Annotated in this window: 16 protein-coding genes and 1 pseudogene; 10 read left to right on the top strand and 7 right to left on the bottom strand. The window is 60.7% G+C overall.

Annotated features, from left to right (window positions below; all coding sequences use genetic code 11):
• Positions 1–86: 86 nt before the first annotated feature.
• Positions 87–413: pseudogene (locus FBZ99_RS26870) on the top strand (nitroreductase family protein); the annotation flags it as partial.
• Positions 414–736: 323 nt separating this feature from the next.
• On the opposite strand, the gene FBZ99_RS26865 reads toward FBZ99_RS26870, so the two are convergent.
• On the bottom strand, positions 737–1,297 hold the full coding sequence (locus tag FBZ99_RS26865) for a TetR/AcrR family transcriptional regulator (protein ID WP_162749484.1): 561 nt from the start codon (positions 1,295–1,297) through the stop codon (positions 737–739).
• A gap of 149 nt (positions 1,298–1,446) precedes the next feature.
• On the opposite strand from FBZ99_RS26865, the gene FBZ99_RS26860 reads away from it, so the two are divergent.
• On the top strand, positions 1,447–2,853 hold the full coding sequence (locus FBZ99_RS26860) for an amidase (RefSeq protein WP_113391147.1): 1,407 nt from the start codon (positions 1,447–1,449) through the stop codon (positions 2,851–2,853).
• 81 nt (positions 2,854–2,934) lie between these two features.
• Here the strand turns inward: FBZ99_RS26860 and FBZ99_RS26855 are convergent, their stop codons facing one another.
• Positions 2,935–3,513, bottom strand: a complete 579-nt coding sequence (locus FBZ99_RS26855) for a TetR/AcrR family transcriptional regulator (RefSeq protein ID WP_197044223.1) — start codon at positions 3,511–3,513, stop codon at positions 2,935–2,937.
• Positions 3,514–3,717: 204 nt separating this feature from the next.
• On the opposite strand from FBZ99_RS26855, the gene FBZ99_RS26850 reads away from it, so the two are divergent.
• From FBZ99_RS26850 to FBZ99_RS26840, 3 genes are all read left to right on the top strand, one after another.
• Positions 3,718–4,923, top strand: a complete 1,206-nt coding sequence (locus FBZ99_RS26850; RefSeq protein ID WP_246661207.1) for an alpha/beta fold hydrolase — start codon at positions 3,718–3,720, stop codon at positions 4,921–4,923.
• Between the two features lie 375 nt (positions 4,924–5,298).
• Positions 5,299–5,988 carry a carbonic anhydrase gene (locus FBZ99_RS26845; protein ID WP_113395667.1) on the top strand — a complete coding sequence of 230 codons (690 nt, stop codon included), beginning with the start codon at positions 5,299–5,301 and terminating at the stop codon, positions 5,986–5,988.
• Positions 5,989–5,992: 4 nt separating this feature from the next.
• Entirely contained in the window at positions 5,993–7,519 is a 1,527-nt protein-coding gene (locus tag FBZ99_RS26840) for a SulP family inorganic anion transporter (protein ID WP_145635821.1), read from the top strand.
• Positions 7,520–7,811: 292 nt separating this feature from the next.
• On the opposite strand, the gene FBZ99_RS26835 is transcribed toward FBZ99_RS26840, so the two are convergent.
• The 5 genes from FBZ99_RS26835 to FBZ99_RS26815 all read right to left on the bottom strand — a co-directional run bounded on the left by FBZ99_RS26835 (position 7,812) and on the right by FBZ99_RS26815 (position 14,739).
• Positions 7,812–9,533: a peptidoglycan D,D-transpeptidase FtsI family protein gene (locus FBZ99_RS26835; protein ID WP_145635818.1), complete on the bottom strand. Its 1,722-nt coding sequence runs from the start codon at positions 9,531–9,533 to the stop codon at positions 7,812–7,814.
• Positions 9,534–9,729: 196 nt separating this feature from the next.
• A complete protein-coding gene (locus FBZ99_RS26830) occupies positions 9,730–10,275 on the bottom strand; it encodes a sarcosine oxidase subunit gamma family protein (protein ID WP_145635815.1) in 546 nt (181 codons plus the stop codon).
• Complete coding sequence (locus FBZ99_RS26825; protein ID WP_145635812.1) at positions 10,268–13,201, bottom strand: sarcosine oxidase subunit alpha family protein; 2,934 nt, start codon at positions 13,199–13,201, stop codon at positions 10,268–10,270. Before FBZ99_RS26825 ends, FBZ99_RS26830 begins: the two co-directional genes overlap by 8 nt.
• Positions 13,198–13,476: a sarcosine oxidase subunit delta gene (locus tag FBZ99_RS26820; protein WP_113391140.1), complete on the bottom strand. Its 279-nt coding sequence runs from the start codon at positions 13,474–13,476 to the stop codon at positions 13,198–13,200. The genes FBZ99_RS26825 and FBZ99_RS26820 overlap by 4 nt, the downstream gene beginning before the upstream one ends.
• Positions 13,477–13,488: 12 nt before the next feature.
• Positions 13,489–14,739 (bottom strand): sarcosine oxidase subunit beta family protein, encoded by a 1,251-nt coding sequence (locus FBZ99_RS26815; protein ID WP_113352093.1) that lies wholly within the window; start codon positions 14,737–14,739, stop codon positions 13,489–13,491.
• 87 nt (positions 14,740–14,826) lie between these two features.
• Between FBZ99_RS26815 and FBZ99_RS26810 the strand changes: the two genes are divergently transcribed.
• The 5 genes from FBZ99_RS26810 (at position 14,827) to FBZ99_RS26790 (ending at position 19,613) form a co-directional block, all read left to right on the top strand.
• The gene (locus FBZ99_RS26810) at positions 14,827–15,786 is read left to right on the top strand and encodes a GlxA family transcriptional regulator (protein WP_113391138.1); all 960 of its coding nucleotides are present in this window, start codon (positions 14,827–14,829) and stop codon (positions 15,784–15,786) included.
• Between the two features lie 79 nt (positions 15,787–15,865).
• Positions 15,866–16,549 carry a helix-turn-helix domain-containing protein gene (locus tag FBZ99_RS26805; RefSeq protein WP_113352091.1) on the top strand — a complete coding sequence of 228 codons (684 nt, stop codon included), beginning with the start codon at positions 15,866–15,868 and terminating at the stop codon, positions 16,547–16,549.
• A gap of 93 nt (positions 16,550–16,642) precedes the next feature.
• A complete protein-coding gene (locus FBZ99_RS26800) occupies positions 16,643–17,551 on the top strand; it encodes a class II glutamine amidotransferase (protein ID WP_113352090.1) in 909 nt (302 codons plus the stop codon).
• A 31-nt stretch (positions 17,552–17,582) separates the two neighbouring features.
• Positions 17,583–18,269, top strand: a complete 687-nt coding sequence (locus tag FBZ99_RS26795) for a GXGXG domain-containing protein (protein WP_112724649.1) — start codon at positions 17,583–17,585, stop codon at positions 18,267–18,269.
• 15 nt (positions 18,270–18,284) lie between these two features.
• Positions 18,285–19,613, top strand: coding sequence for an FMN-binding glutamate synthase family protein (locus FBZ99_RS26790; protein ID WP_145635809.1), 1,329 nt, complete (start codon positions 18,285–18,287; stop codon positions 19,611–19,613).
• The last annotated feature ends 8 nt before the right edge of the window (positions 19,614–19,621 follow it).

Below are 19,621 nucleotides of genomic sequence, written 5' to 3'. Positions count from 1 at the left end.
TGGCCGGATTTTGATTGGAATGGTGGCCGGCTTCAAATCGGAATGGTGGCCGGTCTTTGGTCGGATTGGCGGCCGGCTTCACGTCGGAATCCGCAGGCTGGGAAAATTATCGCAAGAAACTGTTGGGTATAGTTGCCGCGCAGGGAACAGAGGCCAATTATCAAGCCGCCGCCCGGCAGGCCTATATCGGCTTGGGCGTCGCCGTCATCGCGGCAGCCTTCGAACAGGTGGACTCGACACCTATGGAAGGCTTCGACCCGGCCGCGGTCGACGAGATATTGGACCTGCGGTCGAAGGGGCTGCGCAGCGTCGTCATGCTGCCGATTGGATACCGAGCCCCAGAGGGCGATTGGCTCGTGCATCTGAAGAAGGTCCGTCGAAGCCGCCATGAGTTTGTCACCGATATCGTGTGATCCAGGCATCCGCAATTGTCGTGGTGGTCTATGCTTCGGGGTGCGGCTCGATCTCGCCGCTCCTCTCATTCCCCCCGCGCAAATACCAGGTGATCAGTGCTTGCGGACATTGATAACAGAATTGTGCATCCTGCCGCTCGAGAGGTGAGGCCGCGGGCTCCAGCCGGCATACTCCGTATGAAGCGGAGCGAGGCGCCCATGGCATCCTGATGCCGTCCCGCAAGGAGCCTGGAGCCGGTGATTGAGCATGCATAGGTAAGCTGGACGAATGCCGGCGGCGCGTTGAATTGAACGCTAATGAGGCAACCGAGCGCGGATTACGTCTATGCCGGCAGGAGCCCCGTGGCTCGGTAGCTTTCGATTAAGGCGTCGAACAATGATATGTCGCAGCGGCTTCTCGCCATCAGCTGAGCTCCGGCGACCGCCGCAAAGATCGCACGTGCCCGCGCCTCGCTGTCTTCTGGGCGCGTCACGCCGGCGGCGGCGAGCGCCTTTCTGATCCAGGCCACATTGACGTCGGAGAAGGTCTGAACCTCCGCCGTCACCTCATCTGGAAGGTCATCATATTCCGCCGACATGAAGCTGCAGAGGCAAAGTCGGTTGTCGCTCTCCAGCGACCTTCGAAAGATTTTCGGATATTCCCGTAGCGCGCTGATTGGATCGGCCGCGTTTATAAGGAGGGTATCGAGCTCCCGTTCGGTATCCTCCCAGTAGCGCCGAGCAACCGCCGCACCGAGCCCCGCCTTGCTTGGGAAGTGATGATAGATGCTCGCTGCCTTGATCCCGACCTGGGCCGCGAGATCGCGGAAGTTCAGCCCGCTGTAGCCATGTGATTGAGCGATCTGCCTGGCAGCGGCCAGGATCGCTTCCTTTGAATTCGTCATCGTCATCTCAGCGGCGAGGATTGAATGGTTATTGCCCTACCAAATGTTAGATAGGGGTTGACGCACAAAAAGGAAAGGGTTTATCTATCCCTAACGAACGTTAGGTTGGCTACGTCCGGAGCGGACGTAGCCGGAAGAGAGAGAAAGCCATGAGTGAGAACATCATCTATTCAGACGCGACCAAGCTCGCTGAGATGATCCGCAGCCGCGAGGTTTCAGCGGTCGAGGTCGTCAAGGCCCATCTGGATCGCATCCAGGCGGTTGACCCGAAGATCAATGCGATCGTCACACTCGCCGAAGACGCCCTGGAAAAGGCCGAGGCGGCGGACGCCGCGGTCCGCGCGGGTGATGAGCTCGGTGCCCTTCATGGCGTCCCCTTCACGGTCAAGGACTCGATCGATACCGCCGGCGTGGCGACGCAGCGCGGCTCGCCGATCTTCAAGGGACGCATGCCCGATGCCGACGCCACCAGCGTCGCACGCATGAAGAGGGCTGGCGGTATCCTGCTCGCCAAGACCAATCTTCCCGAATTCTCCTACTGGATCGAAAGCGACAATCTGCTTACCGGCCGCACCAACAATCCCTGGGATCTCTCGCGGACGCCGGGCGGTTCGAGCGGTGGCGAGTCGGCCGCGATTGCGGCGGGCATGTCGCCGATCGGCCTCGGCACCGATCTCGCCATCTCGGTGCGTGGACCGGCCGCCCAGACCGGTATCTCGTCCATCAAGGCAACGCACGGCCGTGTGCCGATGACCGGCATTTATCCGCGCGCGCCGCGCCGCTTCTGGCACGTAGGTCCAATGGCCCGCAGCATCCGCGACCTGGCGCTCGCCTTCTCGCAGCTTGCCGGTCCTGACGGCCATGACGCTTTCGCGACGAGCACTGTTCAATTCGACGCCGGTATCGGCCGTCAGCCCTATCGGCAGCTCCGGGTGGGTTGGCTGGTCGAACCGGGCTTCGGGCCGATCGACCCTGAAGTAGCCAAGGTGGTCGAGGCGGCCGCCGAGGCGCTCAAAGGTCTCGGGCTACATGTCGAGCCGGTGCGCATTCCCGCGCTCGAAAGGGATTTTGCGCTCGATGTCTTCAATCGTATCCACGTGATGGAGATGAAGCAGGCCTTCGCGGAGGCGACCGCCGGGCACGAAGACCAGATGTACAAGATGTCCAAGACGATGCTGTCGCTACCGGACACCTCCATGGCAGATTTCATCGAGGCCGAGCAGGCGGCCGAGCGTCTGCGCGATGGCTTCGCCGAGTATTTCCAGAAGTTCGATGCGCTGATCACGCCGGTGCTGCCCTTGCCGGCCCACAAGCACGGCCAGGAGGAGTTCGTCATCAATGGCCGGGCGGTCGACGCCACATATCTGCAGGGTGCGACCGTGCCGCTCAACGTCACCGGCTTGCCGGGAATTTCAATGCGGTTCGGCACGAGCAGGGAAGGTCTTCCGATCAACGTCCAGATCGTCGGCAGCTGGCTGGCGGAGTCGACGATCCTGGCGGTCGCGTCCCAGCTCGAGAGCGTGAGCACCGTCAGGGATCTGCATCCAGATCTTTGATGGGTGGCGCCGGGAGCGATCAAGTTCGTGCGGCAGCGCATGTGTCGCGATATTATTTTGTCGAGGGGACGCTGCCCGCAGTCATGCCGGTGGTAAGCACCTCTGGCAACTAACCTCCGCCAGTGCCTCGAATACGGCCGGCGTGCGTTCCAGGCGTGCGATCGTTCGCGCGCCTTCGAGCGCGGCTACCAAAGCGGCCGCGGTGGAGGATGCGCGCGCGGGAGCGAAGCCACACCGCCTGAAATGCTCTGCAATAATCTCGGTCGAATCGACAAATCCGCGCGCGACCCTTTTGGTCAGCTCAGCGTCGAGCGCGGGCAGTTCATTCGCCAGATTTTGCATCAGACAGCCATATTGAAAGTCGGAGGCGACCATTTCGGCGGCGAATGTTCCGAAAATCTGGCGAACGAAATTTTCCGCATCGCCGGCCGTGTTCGCGGAGATATTTCGCAAAACCGCAATTCGGCTCGCGACGTATTGATCGATTGCTTCTTCTGCGAGCTGTGCCTTGCCGCGTGGAAAGTGAAAGTAGAACGATCCTTTAGGGGCACCGCTTTCTTCAATGATCTGGGTCAATCCAGTCGCGGTATAGCCTTGGATGCGAAACAGTCTTTGGGCGGTTGCAATCGCGTTGGCGCGGGCGTCAGTCTTGCGTGGCATGCAACAAACATAACACGGTTCGCTTGACGCCGCTATGGCGATCGCCATACTATGGTGATCGCCATAGAAAGAGGCCCGCGGATGAATCATCCCGTTCATTTCAAACCATCGATGTCCCGACGAGCCGTTTTGGCGATGGGCGCGGCCAGTCTGGTTGCCGCGTCCCTTCGATCGGCTCGCTCAAACCCCATGGGAGGAAGTGCTTTGACTACACCACCTTACGGCGGGGGAACGCTTCCCAAGGGGGGCCGCTCGCGCATGATCCACGGGGTCAACGGCCTTGATGTCCATATTCTCGAGGCCGGTTACGAAAACCCCGGCCGGCCCCTCGCGCTGCTTCTGCACGGCTTTCCAGATCTGGCTTACGGCTGGCGACATCTGATTCCGGTTCTGGCTGACGCGGGGTACCATGTCGTGGCGCCCGATCAGCGGGGTTTTGGCCGCACCACAGGTTGGATGAACGGCTATGAAACCCCGCTCGCGCCCTTCAGCCTCTTGAACATGACGCGCGACGCGCTCGGGCTGGTTTCGGCGCTGGGGTATCGGCGCACGACGATGCTTGTCGGGCACGACTTCGGTTCGCCCGTGGCCGCCTATTGTGCGCTCGCTCGACCTGACGTTTTTCCATCGGTGGTGCTGATGAGCGCGCCGTTCCCTGGCCCGCCGGCATTTCCGTTCAACACCGCGGAAAGCGAGGCATCGTCGCCGGTCCAATCGAACACTGACAATCAAAGGTTGGCGGCCGCGCTGGCCGCGCTCGATCCGCCCAGAGAGTATTATCAGCAATATTTGAGCACGCGGAAGGCCAATGATGACATGTGGCGTCCCCCTCAAGGTCTGCACGCGTTTCTTCGCGCATTTTTCTACGTCAAGAGCGCCGACTGGCCGGGAAACAAGCCGCATCCGCTGCAGGCGCGAACCGCCATGGAGCTTGCAAAAATGCCCACCTACTATGTCATGGATCTCGGCAAGACGATGCCCGAGACTGTCGCTCCATTCCAGCCTTCCGCCGCCGAGGTCCAAACCTGCAAATGGCTCACCGAGCCGGAACTTGACATATACACGGAGGAATATGGCCGCACCGGATTTCAGGGCGCGCTGCAGACTTATCGCGTCTATTCCGATCCTGACCTGAATGCCGAGTTGCGCCTGTTTTCGGGCAGGACGATCGATGTCCCGTCACTCTTCGTGGGCGGGAAGAGCGATTGGGGCACCTACGCAGCGCCGGGCGCGCTCGATATCATGAGGACAATGGCAGCGACGAAGATGGCTGGCATCGAGCTGATCGACGGCGCCGGTCACTGGATCCAGCAGGAGCAGCCGGGCCGGTTGAGCGAGCTGCTGCTCGCCTTCATGAAGGAGGCGGGTGGGGCGGATCACCCCAGTGATTTCGGACTTGGCGGTCATTAGTCTGCCCCCCCAATTGACGGGAAGATCACAGAGCGGTTTTATGGCCGGCGAGAAGCGATCCGCAGGCCTAGCAGCGGCCATCCGGATCATAGTCGGCGAGGCTCGGAGATCAGGGACGGACCTTACCGATTGGAAGAGCACCGTCCAATGGTCTCATATGGGCTGTCGTTGTGACGCATGCGCCGGAGGTCAACTAAAAGGATCTCACAGTCCACTCACAAGATTTTTATAAATTAGGCTACGCTAATTCGGCGCTCGCTATTTTCTTCCCGTTTCCAGTTCCTATCTCGCGCTTGCGAGATGATCGCGCATTCCAACCCGCCGGGCATGGGTACGCCCCCTGCCTGCCGTCCGGCCCATTACAAGGACTCGACAATGGGTGATTTGCTTAAAGGGATCTCCAGCTTTCGCGGTGCCGTCTTTCCCGACCATCAGGCACTTTATCGCAAGCTGGCGGAGGAGGGGCAGCAGCCGCAAGCGCTGATGATTTCCTGCGCCGACAGCCGGGTCATGCCTGAAACGATCACGCAATCCGGCCCCGGCGAACTCTTCGTTTGCCGCAATGCCGGAAACATCGTTCCTCCCTTTTCCACGGCGAATGGCGGTGTGTCCTCGGCAATAGAATATGCGGTCGTAGCACTCGGCGTTCGTGATATCATCGTCTGCGGGCATTCCGATTGCGGTGCGATGAAAGGGCTTTGCCATCCTGATCTTTTGAAACCGATGCCGAATGTCGCCGCCTGGCTGAAGCACAGTCATGCCGCCCATTCGATCGTCTGCGAAGCCTACCCCGCCGACCTGTCCGAGCGTCAAAGGGTTCGCGCCATCGCGATGGAAAACGTCGTCGTTCAGCTCGACCACTTGCGCACGCATCCTTCCGTCGCCGCCAAGCTTGCGATCAACGACATCACACTGCATGGATGGTTCTTCGATATCGAGACGGGGGAGGTGCTCGTCTATGACGGTACGGCCGCTCGCTTCACGGAAATCCTTGAGGACAGGCCTTTGCCTGTCGCGGTTAAGGGTCGTGGTCGTCCGCATGTGATCCCGCAAGCCGCGGAGTAGGCCGATGATGTCAAGCTCTGCTCTTTCACGCGACCTCGCGTCCTCGCTCGTCGTATTCCTCGTCGCCATACCGCTCTGCCTCGGCATTGCCGTGGCTTCAGGCGTTCCGGTGGCGATGGGCCTCATTTCAGGCATTGTCGGCGGCATCGTCGTCGGCCTTTTGGCGGGATCTCCGCTTCAGGTATCAGGGCCGGCCGCTGGCCTTGCCGTGATCGTCTTCGGTTTCGTCGAGCAATATGGCATCGACATGCTCGGGCCGGTTCTCATCGTTGCGGGTTTACTGCAGGTCCTTGCCGGATTCCTGAAGATCGGCTCGTGGTTCCGGGCGATTTCACCCGCGGTCGTCCACGGCATGCTCGCCGGGATCGGCATCCTCATCATTCTTGGCCAGATCCATGTGCTGATGGGGGCAAGACCGGCTGCCGGAGGCATCGAGAACGTCACCGCCATGGAGCAAACCTTTGCTCGCGTATGGGGCGCGGGGCTGACGCGTGAAGCAGTCGCTCTCCTCGTGGGGCTGATTTCCTTGCTGGCCATGATCGCCTGGGAGAAATTCAGGCCGAAGCAACTGATGCTGATACCCGGTGCCCTGGTGGGGGTTGCGGCCGGTACGATATTGACGGTTGGCATGCAGCTGCCAATCGCAAGAGTGGAGGTGCCGTCCTCCCTTATCGAAAGCATTACACTGCCGACGCTGGATGGCTTTGCCAGGATGGTTGAGCCCGGCATCATCGTGACGACGCTGGTCATCGCGGTGATCGCCAGTGCGGAAACGCTGCTCTCATCCGCCGCCGTCGATCGCATGCATGATGGCGTGCGGACCCGCTTCAACAAGGAGCTGTTTGCGCAGGGTATCGGCAACGGGCTTTGCGGTCTGCTTGGTGCGCTGCCCATCACCGGTGTCATCGTCAGGTCGTCCGCCAATATTCAGGCGGGCGCACGCTCGCGGGCGTCGGCCGTGCTGCATGGCGTTTGGATCCTCGGACTGGTGGCGTTTCTGCCGGAGCTGCTCGCGATGGTGCCGCTGACGGCGCTTGCCGCGGTGCTGCTGGTGACAGGATGGCGGCTGATCAGTCTTCATCATGTCCGGCATCTCTTCGATCATCACGGCTGGGTCCCTGTCGGGATCTGGACCGCGACGGTCGCGATGGTGGTGCTTCAGGACCTGCTTGTGGGCGTGGCACTCGGTCTTGCGCTGTCCATATTGGAAATCCTTCCATATCTGCGTCGCAAGCTCGCCATCGACAGATTGGAAGAGGATGAAACCATCCATCTCGACCTCGTGGGCGTGGCGACATGCAAGGACGTTCCCGCCCTGCTCAACATGCTGGAAACGCTTCCCGAGGGTCGCAAGATCAGGATTGCCGGCACGCGCCTGCACTACCTTGATCATACAAGCGCCGAAACCCTGCGCGAATGGCTGAAACGGCAGAAGAAATCCGGGCGTCTGGTGGAAATCGAGCATCCACCGGTCGGCCGCCATCGGCGGCTGACGCCAATCTTTGAAACGCTAGCGCGGGAGGTTGCCTGATCGGTGAAGAACTCACCGGCTACCTCGCGATAATATGCTTGCCCCGCTTGTCGGGGCAAGACCAACAGCAAAACATACAAATGCCCGTCGAGGGAGGTGCGAGAAAGAGCTAAATCTAGTATCGGTAGTGATTTGAAATATACAATCTTAAATTGCATCAGATAGATTCATTGTGGAACATAAGCTGAGGTGGCGAGCCCTGTCTTTTGGGGCAAGACGCATTTCATCAAGCCGCGGCTTTCGAGAAAGGCGTGACTTTGCCCATCGAAGCTAGGGATCAAACACCCAATCCTCAGTAGGCGGCGAGCAAGTTCGATCCGAAATCGGGCTCGACGCCGAGCAGCGGCGCGGCGTGGCTGATGATATCGTGGACCATGGGGGCCGCCGTTTCTGCAGCGAGGTTCAGGTTGTGAACACCCGTCAGCGGCTGGTCGATGAAGGCCAGCACCACATATTTCGGATTATCCATGGGAAATGCCGCCAGGAACGAATTGAAGCTGAGTTTGTGCGAGTAAACGCCGTGAATGACCTTGTTTGCGGTGCCCGTCTTCCCGCCGACATGATAGCCGGGGACGTCGGCGGCTCTGCCGGTGCCCTGTTCGCCGTTCAGACGGAAAAGGTAGCGGATCGTGTCGCTGGTGCTCTTCTTGACGATCATCGTCTCGGTCTTTTCCGCTTCTTCCTGCGTGCGCGGAAGGAAGGAAGGCTCGATCAGCTTGCCGCCATCAATGAGGGCTGCGCCAGCGACGGCCGTCTGCATCGGCGTAGTGGCGACGCCGTGGCCGAAGGCGATGGTGATAGAATTGAGCTTCTTCCAAACCTTTGGCTGGCTGGGCGCCTTCACCTCGGGCAGTTCGGTCTGCATCTTCGTCAACAGCCCGAAGCGGGTCAGATAGCTCTTCTGGATGGTCATGCCCACCTTATCCATCATCTTGGCCGTGCCGATGTTGGACGAATAGCGGAAGATTTCCGGGATCGACAGGACACGCCGCGGCACGTCGCGGTCGTCATGGATGGTAAAGCCGCCATAATGCAGGGGAGAGCTGGCGTCGAAGGTATCCGTCAGCTTGACCATGCCCGTGTCGATGGCCATTGCGATCGAGAAGGTCTTGAACACCGAGCCCATCTCGTCGGTGCCGTTCGACATGCGGTTCAGCCAGCCTTTGACATCAGCCTGCGGATCGTTCGGATCGAAATCGGGAGCCGAGGCCATGGCCAGCACTTCGCCGGTATGGATGTCGAGGATGACGGCGCCAGCCGCCTGACTCTGATATCGGCCGATTGCATCCGACACCACGTCATGCACAACGTTCTGAACACGAAGATCGATCGAAAGCCGTACCGGCTCCAATTGGTCGCGGCTCGTCAGGCCCGTGGAAGCGAGATCCGACAGGCCCTGCATGTCGAGATATTTCTCCATGCCGGCGACGCCGTGATTGTCGATATCGACATAGCCGAGAATATGTGCGGCTGTTCGCCCGCCCGGATAGAAACGCTTGACCTCAGGCCGAAAGCCGATCGCCGGAATGCCGAGCGCCAGGATCTCGCTCTGTTCCTTCGGCGTCAGCTGCCGGCGCAGCCAGGCAAAATGCGAGCGGCGGTCGGAAAGCTTTTTATAAAGTGATTTTCGGTCGATATCGGGAAAGATCGAGGCGATTTTTTCCACTGCCTCGTCCGGATCGATCACGCGGTTGGGCTCGGCAAACATCGAGACTGTGCGAATATCGGTTGCGAGCAATTCGCCGTTTCTGTCGACGATATCCGGGCGCGCGGCGCTGACATGATCCGGCGGAATCGCCGACGTGTCGGTCCGCGGCTCCATATCGAAATAGGTAAGCCTGGCAAAGATCGCCACATAACAGACGAACAGCCCACCCGCCAGCATCATGATGCGAGCTTTGGCGAGTTTGGCTTTGCCCGTTGCGCGTACAGGCGGGCGCTCTCGTCCGCCCGGACCAAAGGTGATTCTGATGAGGCGACCGCTATTTGCGCCGAGGGCGTGGATGATCGACATGAACGATTTATTCGCAAAACAGGGGAAGGCGGACGTGCCTCTGGATCAACAATCTCTAAGCTCAAGATGGTTAACAGGGACCTAATTATAAGTTTTTCTTACTAACGTTGTGTTTGAGGCGCGCCTCGCGCTCTGCGCGTATTGCGGTTGCGGGCGAGATAGCCCTGCCCGACCATGTCCGCGCCAGAGATGTGGTTCAGAGCGCGAGCTGCTCGGCATCCTGAGATCGAACCAGAGCTTCGAGTTCCTCATAAAGCGATTCCGCAAAACTGCGCAGCACAGTCAGCTCGAAATCGTTCATGCCGATGCGCGCAAGCTGCACAGAGATATGACCGAAAAGCGTCATGGCACTGCGCCCCTCGGGGAAGCTCGATGGATGCAGATCGACGGCCGTACCTTTGTTGAGTATCCGGGGCGCGTCCTGGCCCGAAACCAGGATGCGGATACGGCCGTGGCTTTGGTCGCAGATGAAGGCGCGGCCGGCCAGGACATCGGCGATAGCCTGCCTTTGAGATTGAACGAGCTGCTCGTTACCGGCGATGAACCATTGCCGGTATCCCGCCGGGCGTACGGAACTCCGCTTGAGGCCGGCCACAGGAAGATGGGCCAAAAGCTCTTCGCTCGTGGTTGCGCCCAGCACATGCAGGAGATGCCCCTCGGGCAGGGCTTCAAGCCGGATGGTCTCGCTTTGCAGGACGGTCTTTCCGGCAAGGACCGGCTTTGATATCGGCAAATCAGGCATGGAGTTTCTCATTCTGCGGGTCGAGGAAGACCGGGCTGCAGATCATTGCATCCGTGTATTCGTTTCTAAGCCCGTTCCAGACGACGACCTTCTCGCCGATGCGCTCCGCTCCATTCTTGATGAGAGCGAGCCCGATCGTATGGCCGAGGCTGGGGGAAAAGGCGCTCGATGTCACATAGCCTTGGTCGTTTTCGAGTGTCGCCGCCGCACCGTCCGCAAGGATATGGGCGCCGGTACGGAAGCTTGTTGCCGGGTCCACCGGTTTGACACCGACGAGGCGAAGCCGATCGGCGGCCTGGAGACCCTCGCGCGCGAGCATCGCCTTGCCGATGAAATCAGGCTTCGCCGCCGAAACCATGCGGGCAAAGCCAAGATCGCCTGGCGTTACCGTGCCGTTGATCTCGGCATGGGTGACATGACCCTTCTCGATACGCATGACGCCAAGCGCCTCGGCGCCATAGGCGCAAATTTCATGTTTTTGACCCGCCTCCATGATGGCGTCGGCGACGAATTCGCCATAGGCCGCCGGCACGGCGAGCTCGTAGGCGAGCTCCCCGGAAAAAGATATGCGGAAGAGGCGACCCTCAAGCTTGCCGCCGAACAATGAGACCGCGCGCGCGCTCATGAACGGGAAGGCGGTGTTGGAAATATCCTCGTCGACGATTTCGGAGAGGATCAACCGCGACTTGGGTCCGGCGACCGCCATCTGCGCCCATTGATCGGTTGACGACGCGAAACAGACCTCCAGCTCGGGCCAGAGCGTCTGGGCACAGAACTCCAGGTGGGTGAGCACGCCGGCGGCAAGCGCTGTCGTTGTGGTCATGAAAAAATGGTCTTCGCTCAACCGGCTGGTGGTGCCGTCATCATAGATCATGCCGTCTTCGCGCAGCATGATGCCGTAGCGCGCCTTGCCGACGGAAAGCTTGGCGAAACCGTTGCAATAGATACGGTCGAGGAAAGTGGCGGCATCCTTGCCGAAGATCTCGATCTTGCCGAGTGTGGAGACATCGCAGATGCCGGCATTTTTTCGGATGTTCAGCACTTCGCGATCGACGCTTTCGCGCCAGGTTTTTTCACCCTCGCGCGGAAACCAGGAGGAGCGATACCAAAGGCCAGTCTCCACGAAGATCGCGCCATTCTTCTTTGCCCACTGGTGTAAAGGGGATTTGCGCGCGGGCTGGAAGTGCTTGCCGCGCGAGGCGCCCGTCAGCGCCCCGAAAGTGACCGGCGTATAGAAGGGACGAAACGTCGTGGTGCCGACCGCGGCCGGCGATACACCGCGGGCCTCGGCGAGTATGCCAATGGCGTTGACATTGGAGAGCTTGCCCTGATCGGTCGCCATGCCGTTGGTCGTATAGCGCTTGGCAAGCTCGACATCGCCATAGCCTTCACGAACGGCAAGGCCGAGATCCTTGAGGTGCACGTCGTTTTGATAGTCGACGAAGGCCTTGCCCTTGCCACCTTTGACAAACCAGAGCGGCTTGGCAGCAGGCGGTACTTCCTCCATTGACGCAAAGGCCGGGACGATCTTGCCAAGGCCGATTGCTTCCAGCGCCTCGGCGGCTTTCATTGCCCCGTCGCCAAGGCAGCTATCGGTGGAGGCAAGGCCGGCTGCGGAGCCGGCAATCAGCAAGCCATCCTGTCTTTCAGGGGCCAGGAAGGCTGCACACTTTTCCGACCAGGTCGGCTTTGCACCGCGATGGCAGGCGAGGTGAATGATCGGGCTCCAGCCGCCGGACATGGCAAGCGCGTCGGCTTCGATTTCCCGGCTACCGGAGGAGCTCGCCACGGTCACACGGCGCAGCTGCTTGCCGCCATGCGCGTCAATGACGCGAGCGCCGGTCAAGACTTGTGCCTTGCCGTTCCAGAGATCGTTGCCATCGGCGCGACTATCGACGATGGCGGCAACCTCGACGCCCGCTGCCTCGAGCTCGGCGGCGGTGCGGTAGCCGGAACTGTTGGTCGTGAAGACTATCATGCGCTTGCCAGGCGCAACCGCCTGCCGATTCAGATAGCTGCGCATTGCGCCTGATATCATCACGCCCGGAATGTCGTTGCCGCCGAAGACGATTGGGCGCTCTTCCGCTCCGGTCGCGAGGATCGCCTGCTTGGCGATGATGCGCCACAGGCGCTCGACCGGCCGTCGCGGATCAGACGTCGCCACATGCTTCTGAACGCGTTCGACCGCCCCGAAGACATTGTCGTCGTACCAGCCGATAACTGTCGTTCGCGGCAGGCACTGCACGTTCGACAGGCTTTCGAGCTCATTGATCATGCTTTCGAACGTCGGATTCTTCTCTGCGAGCAAACTGCCGCCGAGGGCGAAGCCTTCGTCTGCAAGAACCACCCGCGCTCCGGCGCGTCCCGCCGTCAGCGCCGCGGCAAGACCTGTGGGTCCGGCGCCGATCACGAGCAGATCGCAATGCGCCCAGCATTTTTCATAGGAATCGGGATCCAGCTCATAGGATGCCTTGCCGAGACCGGCGGCCTTGCGGATCAGCGGTTCGTAGACCTTCTCCCAGAAGGCGGCGGGCCACATGAAGGTCTTGTAGTAGAAGCCGGCGCTGAGGAAAGGCGACAACAAGCCGTTGACGGCGCCGATATCGAAGCCGAGCGACGGCCAGCGATTCTGACTGCGCGCCGTGAGCCCATCGTAAAGCTCGATCATCGTGGCACGGGTATTGGCTTCAGTTCGTCCGCCCGTGCCGGTCGTGACAAGGGCATTGGGTTCGGCGGCACCCGCCGTCAAGATGCCGCGCGGGCGATGATATTTGAAGCTGCGGCCGACAAGCTGGATACCATTGGCGAGCAGGGCGGAGGCAAGCGTGTCGCCGGGATGGCCCGTCAGATCCCGGCCGTCGAAGCTGAAGGCGAGGGTCTTCGAACGATCGATCAGGCCGCCGGAGGAAAGACGATAGCTGCTCATGCGCCGCCCCCAAGCTTGGCAAGTGCCGCGTCGCTGACGCCATGGACCTTGTGGGTAACAGTGTCGCGCTCGACGATCAGCCAGCGGCGGCAACCGGATGAGTGATGCCAATACTCCTTGTGAAGCCCCTTCGGATTGTCGCGCAGATAGACGTAATCGTACCAGTCTTCCGCGCCGGCGTCGGCTTTCGGGCGGCTGAGGTTCGCATCGCCCTTGATGGTGAACTCTTCCTTGGGCCGGGCGCCGCAGTGAGGGCAGGAAATCAGGCTTGCCATGTCGTCATGTCCTCAATGCAGGTTCGGCTGGGCGCCGACGCCTTTTTCATCGATCTGATAGCCGCGCCGAAAGCGATCGAGGCGCAACTGCATTGCTGTCTCATGCGGCTCGTTGCGGGCGATCAGATGCGCGTAGCAATAGCCCGACGCCGGCGTGGCCTTGAAACCACCGTAGCACCAGCCGGCGTTCAGATAGAGGTTGTCGATATGCGTCCGGTCGATGATTGGAGAGCCATCCATGCTCATGTCCATGACGCCACCCCATGTGCGCAGGTAGCGCACGCGCGTCAGCGCCGGGATCATCGCCACACCGGCTTCGGCGACATGTTCGACGGTCGCGAGATTGCCGCGCTGGGCGTAGGAATTGTATCCGTCGATATCGCCGCCGAAGACGAGACCGCCCTTGTCGGACTGCGAGACATAGAAATGGCCGGCGCCGAAGGTGACGACGCAATCGATGAACGGCTTCAGGCCTTCCGAGACGAAGGCCTGCAGCACATGGCTCTCGATCGGCAAGCGCAAACCCGCCATGTCGGCGACCACCGTGGAATTGCCCGCGGCCGCGAGCGCCAGCTTGCCGCAACCGATGTAGCCCTTCGTGGTCTCGACGCCAAGGACCCGGCCATTGTCGGAACGAATACCAGTCACTTCGCAGCCGGTGATGATGTCGACGCCACGGCTGTCGGCGCCGCGGGCATAGCCCCAGGCGACTGCGTCATGGCGCACCGTGCCGCCGCGCGCCTGCAACAGGCCACCCATGATCGGGAAGCGGGCGTTTTCGAAATCCAGGAAGGGCAGCTTTTTGCGAACAGCTTCGCGATCGAGCAATTCCGCGTCGACGCCGTGCAGGCGCATGGCGTTGCCGCGACGGGTATAGGCGTCGCGTTGAGCATCCGAATGAAATAGATTGAGAACGCCGCGCTGCGAGACCATGGCGTTGAAATTGAAATCCTGCTCCAGCCCTTCCCAGAGCTTCATCGAGAGCTCGTAGAACGGATTGTTGCCGGGCAGCAGGTAGTTCGAGCGGATGATCGTCGTATTGCGGCCGATATTACCCGAGCCGAGATAGCCCTTTTCCAGAACGGCGACGTTGGTGATGCCGAAGGTCTTGGCCAGATAATAGGCGGTTGCCAGCCCATGACCGCCGCCACCGACGATGATGACGTCATAATGCGGTTTCGGTTGTGGCTGGCGCCAGGCGGGCGCCCAGCCGGTGTTGCCGCGAAGACCGTTGAGGAAAACAGAGAAAGCCGAATAGCGCATGGTTCGATCCGCTGTGAATGCGCTCATGATGACAGAGTGGCAAATGCCGACTTGCCCAATTAGGACCTCTTTCGATAGAAAAGGGACATGGCGCCAATCGATGCAAGAAATAGTCAGTCCATCGGCTTCGTCCTGATCCCGGGATTCGCGCTGATGTCCTATGCTTCCGCGAGCGAGCCGTTGCGCGCCGCGAATCTTTTGGCCGGACGTGAAATCTATCGATTGTCGATTTTTTCGCCGGATGGCATCCCGGCGGTATCCTCTGGTGGTGTACCGGTGCCGGCCGACCCTCTCCCGGGTCGCGGATCCGAGCTCGGCACGGTCTTCGTCTGCGCCGGCGGCTCGCCGCGCGATTGGCACTACCCTTCGGTTCTCGCCTGCCTCCGCCAGCTCGCACGCGAGGGCGTGCGCATCGGTGGCATCTCCGGTGGCCCCTATCTGCTTGCCGCCGCCGGGCTTTTGGCCGAGCGCGATTTCACCATTCATTGGGAGCATGCGCCGGCCCTGCTCGAAGCCTTTCCAGCACTTGCGCCGCGCCAGGCACGCTTCGTCATCGATGGCAATCGCATCACATGCGGCGGTGGCATCGCGCCGCTAGACATGATGCATGTGCTAATATCTGAGCACATGGGCGCCGATTTCGCCCGGCGCGTCAGCGACTGGTATCTGCACACCGAAGTCGGCGAGCCAGCGGCGCCGCAACGTGGTTCGCTCGCAGAACGCTACGGCGTTCACCATCCGGGCCTGCTCAGCGTTCTTGCAAAAATGGAGGAAACGATCGAGATGCCGCTCGACCGTACGGCCATGGCGCGCATTGCAGGTGTCACGCCGCGTCATCTTGACCGGCTGTTTGCTAGTCATCTCGGCTCGACATTCCTAGATCAATATCGGCTGATACGCCTGCGGCATGCCCGGCGGCTTCTGGAGCAAAGTCCGCTTTCGATTTCCGAAATCGCCATCGCCACCGGCTTTTCCAGCGGCGCGCATTTCTCCAGAGCCTATCGCTCGCTTTATGGCATGGCACCCAGCGAAACCCGCCGCGTTTGATTTTCGTCGCAGTTGAGAAAATTTCACTGGGAAGATAGAGTTCTTCCCAGCAGGCCCTGCCGACAAAAAAGGATACAGAATGAAAACCAAGGCAGACACGATATCGGCCGACGACCAATCCCATGCTGGACGCTCGGCCTTCTCCCAAAACCCGCATGCGGTTCGCGAGCCGAAGGAAAACAATCTCGAAATGGCGATCGGCCACGAAGTTCGCGCCTATCGCAAGAAGCTCGGCATCACCGTGACGGATCTCGCCGCCGCGACGGGGATCTCGCTCGGCATGCTGTCGAAGATCGAGAACGGCAATATCTCGCCGTCGTTGACGACGCTGCAATCGCTGTCGCGTGCGCTCGGCGTGCCCTTGACCGCCTTCTTCCGTCGCTATGAGGAGCCGCGCAACGCCGTCTTCGTCAAGGCGGGCCAGGGTGTCGAGCTGGAACGCCGTGGCACGCGCGCGGGCCATCAATATAATCTCCTTGGCCATATCGACAACAATTCCAGCGGCGTCATCGTCGAGCCCTATCTCATCACGCTGACGGCGGATTCCGACGTCTTCCCGACGTTCCAGCATGAGGGAATGGAGTTCCTCTATATGCTCGAGGGCGAGGTCATGTACCGCCATGGGGACCAGCTTTACCCCATGCAGCCCGGCGATAGCCTCTTCTTCGATGCGGATGCTCCGCATGGCCCGGAGGTGCTGGTGAAACTGCCGGCAAAATACCTTTCGATCATTAGTTACCCACAGCGAGGCAAGACCGACTGACTTGCCTTAAAAGAAAAAATTATTCTTTTGAGTTGAAAAATCGCAACGGACCTGATAGCCATTTTTGCAGATGCGAAAACGGAGGCTTTGGGCATGTGCGGAATTGTCGGTCTTTTCTTGAAGGATAAGGCGCTGGAGCCGAAACTCGGCGCGCTTCTGTCTTCCATGTTGATCACGATGACCGATCGCGGACCTGACAGTGCGGGTATCGCGATCTACGGCAACGATAATGGCAGCTCGGCCAAGATTACCGTTCAGTCACCTGATCCGGTCAAGGATTTCGACGGATTGGAATATGAGCTGAGGCGGGCGCTCGACATTCCCGTGGCCGTGGCGGTCAAGAGCACGCATGCCGTCATCACCCTTGCCAAGGACAAGCTTGAAGAGGGCAGGGTGGCTCTGGCGGGTCTGCGCCCGAATATCCGGGTCATGAGCAGCGGCGATACCGTCGAGATCTACAAGGAGGTCGGCCTGCCGAAGGATGTGGTCTCGCGCTTCGGCGTCACCGCCATGTCAGGCACGCACGGCATCGGCCATACGCGCATGGCGACGGAATCGGCCGTCACGACGCTCGGCGCTCATCCCTTCTCCACCGGCTCGGACCAGTGCCTGGTTCACAACGGTTCGCTATCGAACCACAACAACCTGCGGCGCGAGCTGAAGCGCGAGGGCATGACCTTCGAGACGGAAAACGATACCGAGGTCGCGGCCGCCTATCTGACGGCCGAGATGGCCAAGGGCAAGGATCTCGGGGCGGCGCTCGAAAGCGCGGTCGACGATCTCGACGGCTTCTTCACCTTCGTCGTCGGCACCAAGTCCGGCTTCGGCGTCGTTCGCGACCCCATCGCCTGCAAGCCGGCAGTTATGGCCGAGACGGACCAGTATGTCGCCTTCGGCTCCGAATATCGCGCGCTCGTCAGTCTTCCGGGCATCGAGGATGCCCGCATTTGGGAGCCGGAGCCGGCGACCGTCTATTTCTGGGATCACGAAAAGGCTGCCTGATCAGAAGCGCCGCAATCGAGAGAGATCTTACATGCCAGTTTTCGACCTATCCGTCACGCCGCTGCGCGAACTCAATAGCGCCCTTCATGGCCTCGCAGCCGGCACCAACGATACAGCTTTCGAAGTCGTCAATCCGCGCGGCCATCATGCTGTTGCCGCAGGTATCGACGCGCCCGTTACTGTCGATATCAAGGGCTCCGTCGGCTATTACTGCGCCGGCATGAATGATGGCGGCAACGTCACCATCCACGGTTCGGCCGGCCCAGGCGTTGCGGAAAACATGATGTCCGGCACCGTCGTCATCGAAGGCGATGCCAGCCAGTATGCCGGGGCGACCGGGCAGGGTGGCCTGCTTGTCATCAAGGGCAATGCCGCCTCGCGCTGCGGCATCTCGATGAAGGGCATTGATATCGTCGTCTACGGCAATATCGGCCATATGTCGGCCTTCATGGGACAGTCAGGCCATCTGGTCGTGCTCGGTGACGCCGGCGATGCGCTGGGGGACAGCCTCTACGAGGCCAAGCTCTTCGTCCGCGGTTCGGTGAAAAGCCTCGGCTCCGATTGCATCGAAAAGGAGATGCGCCCGGAACACCTGCAGAAGCTCTCCGAGCTTCTGGAAAAGGCCGGCGTGCGCGGCGTCAGGCCGGAGGAATTCAAGCGCTATGGATCGGCGCGCAAGCTCTATAATTTCAATATCGACAATGCCGACGCGTACTAAGGCGAAGGGGACCTCATGAGCTACCACAATCCGCACACGCCGCCTCGCAAGTCCGCTACCTTCGACGATCATACGCTCGCCGAAATCCGCCGCGCGGCGGCGACAGGCATTTACGATATTCGCGGCGCCGGCACCAAGCGCAAGGTGCCGCATTTCGATGATCTACTGTTCCTCGGCGCGTCGATATCGCGCTATCCGCTCGAAGGCTATCGCGAGAAGTGCGATACGACCGTCGTCCTCGGCAGCCGTTTCGCCAAGAAGCCGATCACGCTGAAGACCCCGATCACTATTGCCGGCATGAGCTTCGGCGCGCTTTCCGGCAATGCCAAGGAAGCACTTGGCCGCGGCGCTACGATCGCAGGCACGTCGACGACGACAGGCGACGGCGGCATGACGGACGAGGAGCGCGGCCATTCGCAGACGCTGGTCTATCAGTACCTCCCGTCGCGCTACGGTATGAACCCTAGGGATCTGCGCCGCGCCGATGCGATCGAAGTCGTTGTGGGCCAAGGCGCCAAGCCCGGCGGCGGCGGCATGCTGCTCGGCCAGAAGATTTCCGATCGCGTCGCCAATATGCGCAATCTTCCGAAGGGCATCGATCAGCGTTCGGCCTGCCGCCATCCGGATTGGACCGGTCCGGACGATCTCGAAATCAAGATCATGGAGCTGCGCGAGATCACCGATTGGGAAAAGCCGATCTACGTGAAGGTCGGCGGTGCGCGCCCCTATTACGATACGGCTCTTGCGGTCAAGGCCGGTGCCGACGTCGTCGTGCTTGACGGCATGCAGGGCGGCACCGCTGCGACGCAGGATGTCTTCATCGAGAATGTCGGCATGCCGACGCTTGCCTGTATCCGCCCCGCAGTCCAGGCACTGCAGGATCTCGGCATGCATCGCAAGGTGCAGCTGATCATTTCAGGCGGCATTCGTTCTGGTGCCGATGTGGCCAAGGCCTTGGCGCTTGGTGCGGATGCAGTTGCCATCGGTACGGCGGCGCTGGTTGCGATCGGCGACAACGATCCCAAATGGGAAGAAGAATATCAGAAGCTCGGCACGACGGCCGGCGCCTATGACGACTGGCACGAGGGCAAGGACCCAGCCGGTATCACGACCCAGGATCCTGAGCTCGCAAGCCGGCTCGACCCCATTGCAGCCGGCCGGCGCCTTGCCAATTATCTCAACGTGATGACGCTGGAAGCGCAGACGATCGCGCGTGCTTGCGGCAAGAATCACCTGCACAACCTGGAGCCGGAGGATCTCTGTGCGCTGACGATGGAGGCCGCCGCCATGGCGCAGATTCCGCTCGCCGGCACCAATTGGTACCCGGGCAAGGGAGGCTTTTAAAATACCGG

The sequence above is a fragment of the Rhizobium sp. ERR 1071 genome (assembly GCF_007828675.1).
Classification (GTDB): Bacteria; Pseudomonadota; Alphaproteobacteria; order Rhizobiales; family Rhizobiaceae; genus Rhizobium; species Rhizobium dioscoreae.
This window is presented reverse-complemented; position numbering and strand designations above follow the sequence as displayed.

What these genes read in the sequence shown, in the direction of transcription:
- FBZ99_RS26825 (WP_145635812.1), bottom strand. Translation starts at nt 13,201, where the DNA reads ATGAGCAGCTATCGTCTTTCCTCCGGCGGCCTGATCGATCGTTCGAAG.
- FBZ99_RS26800 (WP_113352090.1), top strand. Translation starts at nt 16,643, where the DNA reads ATGTGCGGAATTGTCGGTCTTTTCTTGAAGGATAAGGCGCTGGAGCCG.
- FBZ99_RS26830 (WP_145635815.1), bottom strand. Translation starts at nt 10,275, where the DNA reads ATGCCTGATTTGCCGATATCAAAGCCGGTCCTTGCCGGAAAGACCGTC.
- FBZ99_RS26805 (WP_113352091.1), top strand. Translation starts at nt 15,866, where the DNA reads ATGAAAACCAAGGCAGACACGATATCGGCCGACGACCAATCCCATGCT.
- FBZ99_RS26815 (WP_113352093.1), bottom strand. Translation starts at nt 14,739, where the DNA reads ATGCGCTATTCGGCTTTCTCTGTTTTCCTCAACGGTCTTCGCGGCAAC.
- FBZ99_RS26840 (WP_145635821.1), top strand. Translation starts at nt 5,993, where the DNA reads ATGATGTCAAGCTCTGCTCTTTCACGCGACCTCGCGTCCTCGCTCGTC.
- FBZ99_RS26810 (WP_113391138.1), top strand. Translation starts at nt 14,827, where the DNA reads ATGGCGCCAATCGATGCAAGAAATAGTCAGTCCATCGGCTTCGTCCTG.
- FBZ99_RS26855 (WP_197044223.1), bottom strand. Translation starts at nt 3,513, where the DNA reads ATGCCACGCAAGACTGACGCCCGCGCCAACGCGATTGCAACCGCCCAA.
- FBZ99_RS26835 (WP_145635818.1), bottom strand. Translation starts at nt 9,533, where the DNA reads ATGTCGATCATCCACGCCCTCGGCGCAAATAGCGGTCGCCTCATCAGA.
- FBZ99_RS26795 (WP_112724649.1), top strand. Translation starts at nt 17,583, where the DNA reads ATGCCAGTTTTCGACCTATCCGTCACGCCGCTGCGCGAACTCAATAGC.
- FBZ99_RS26860 (WP_113391147.1), top strand. Translation starts at nt 1,447, where the DNA reads ATGAGTGAGAACATCATCTATTCAGACGCGACCAAGCTCGCTGAGATG.
- FBZ99_RS26820 (WP_113391140.1), bottom strand. Translation starts at nt 13,476, where the DNA reads ATGGCAAGCCTGATTTCCTGCCCTCACTGCGGCGCCCGGCCCAAGGAA.
- FBZ99_RS26865 (WP_162749484.1), bottom strand. Translation starts at nt 1,297, where the DNA reads ATGACGAATTCAAAGGAAGCGATCCTGGCCGCTGCCAGGCAGATCGCT.
- FBZ99_RS26790 (WP_145635809.1), top strand. Translation starts at nt 18,285, where the DNA reads ATGAGCTACCACAATCCGCACACGCCGCCTCGCAAGTCCGCTACCTTC.
- FBZ99_RS26845 (WP_113395667.1), top strand. Translation starts at nt 5,299, where the DNA reads ATGGGTGATTTGCTTAAAGGGATCTCCAGCTTTCGCGGTGCCGTCTTT.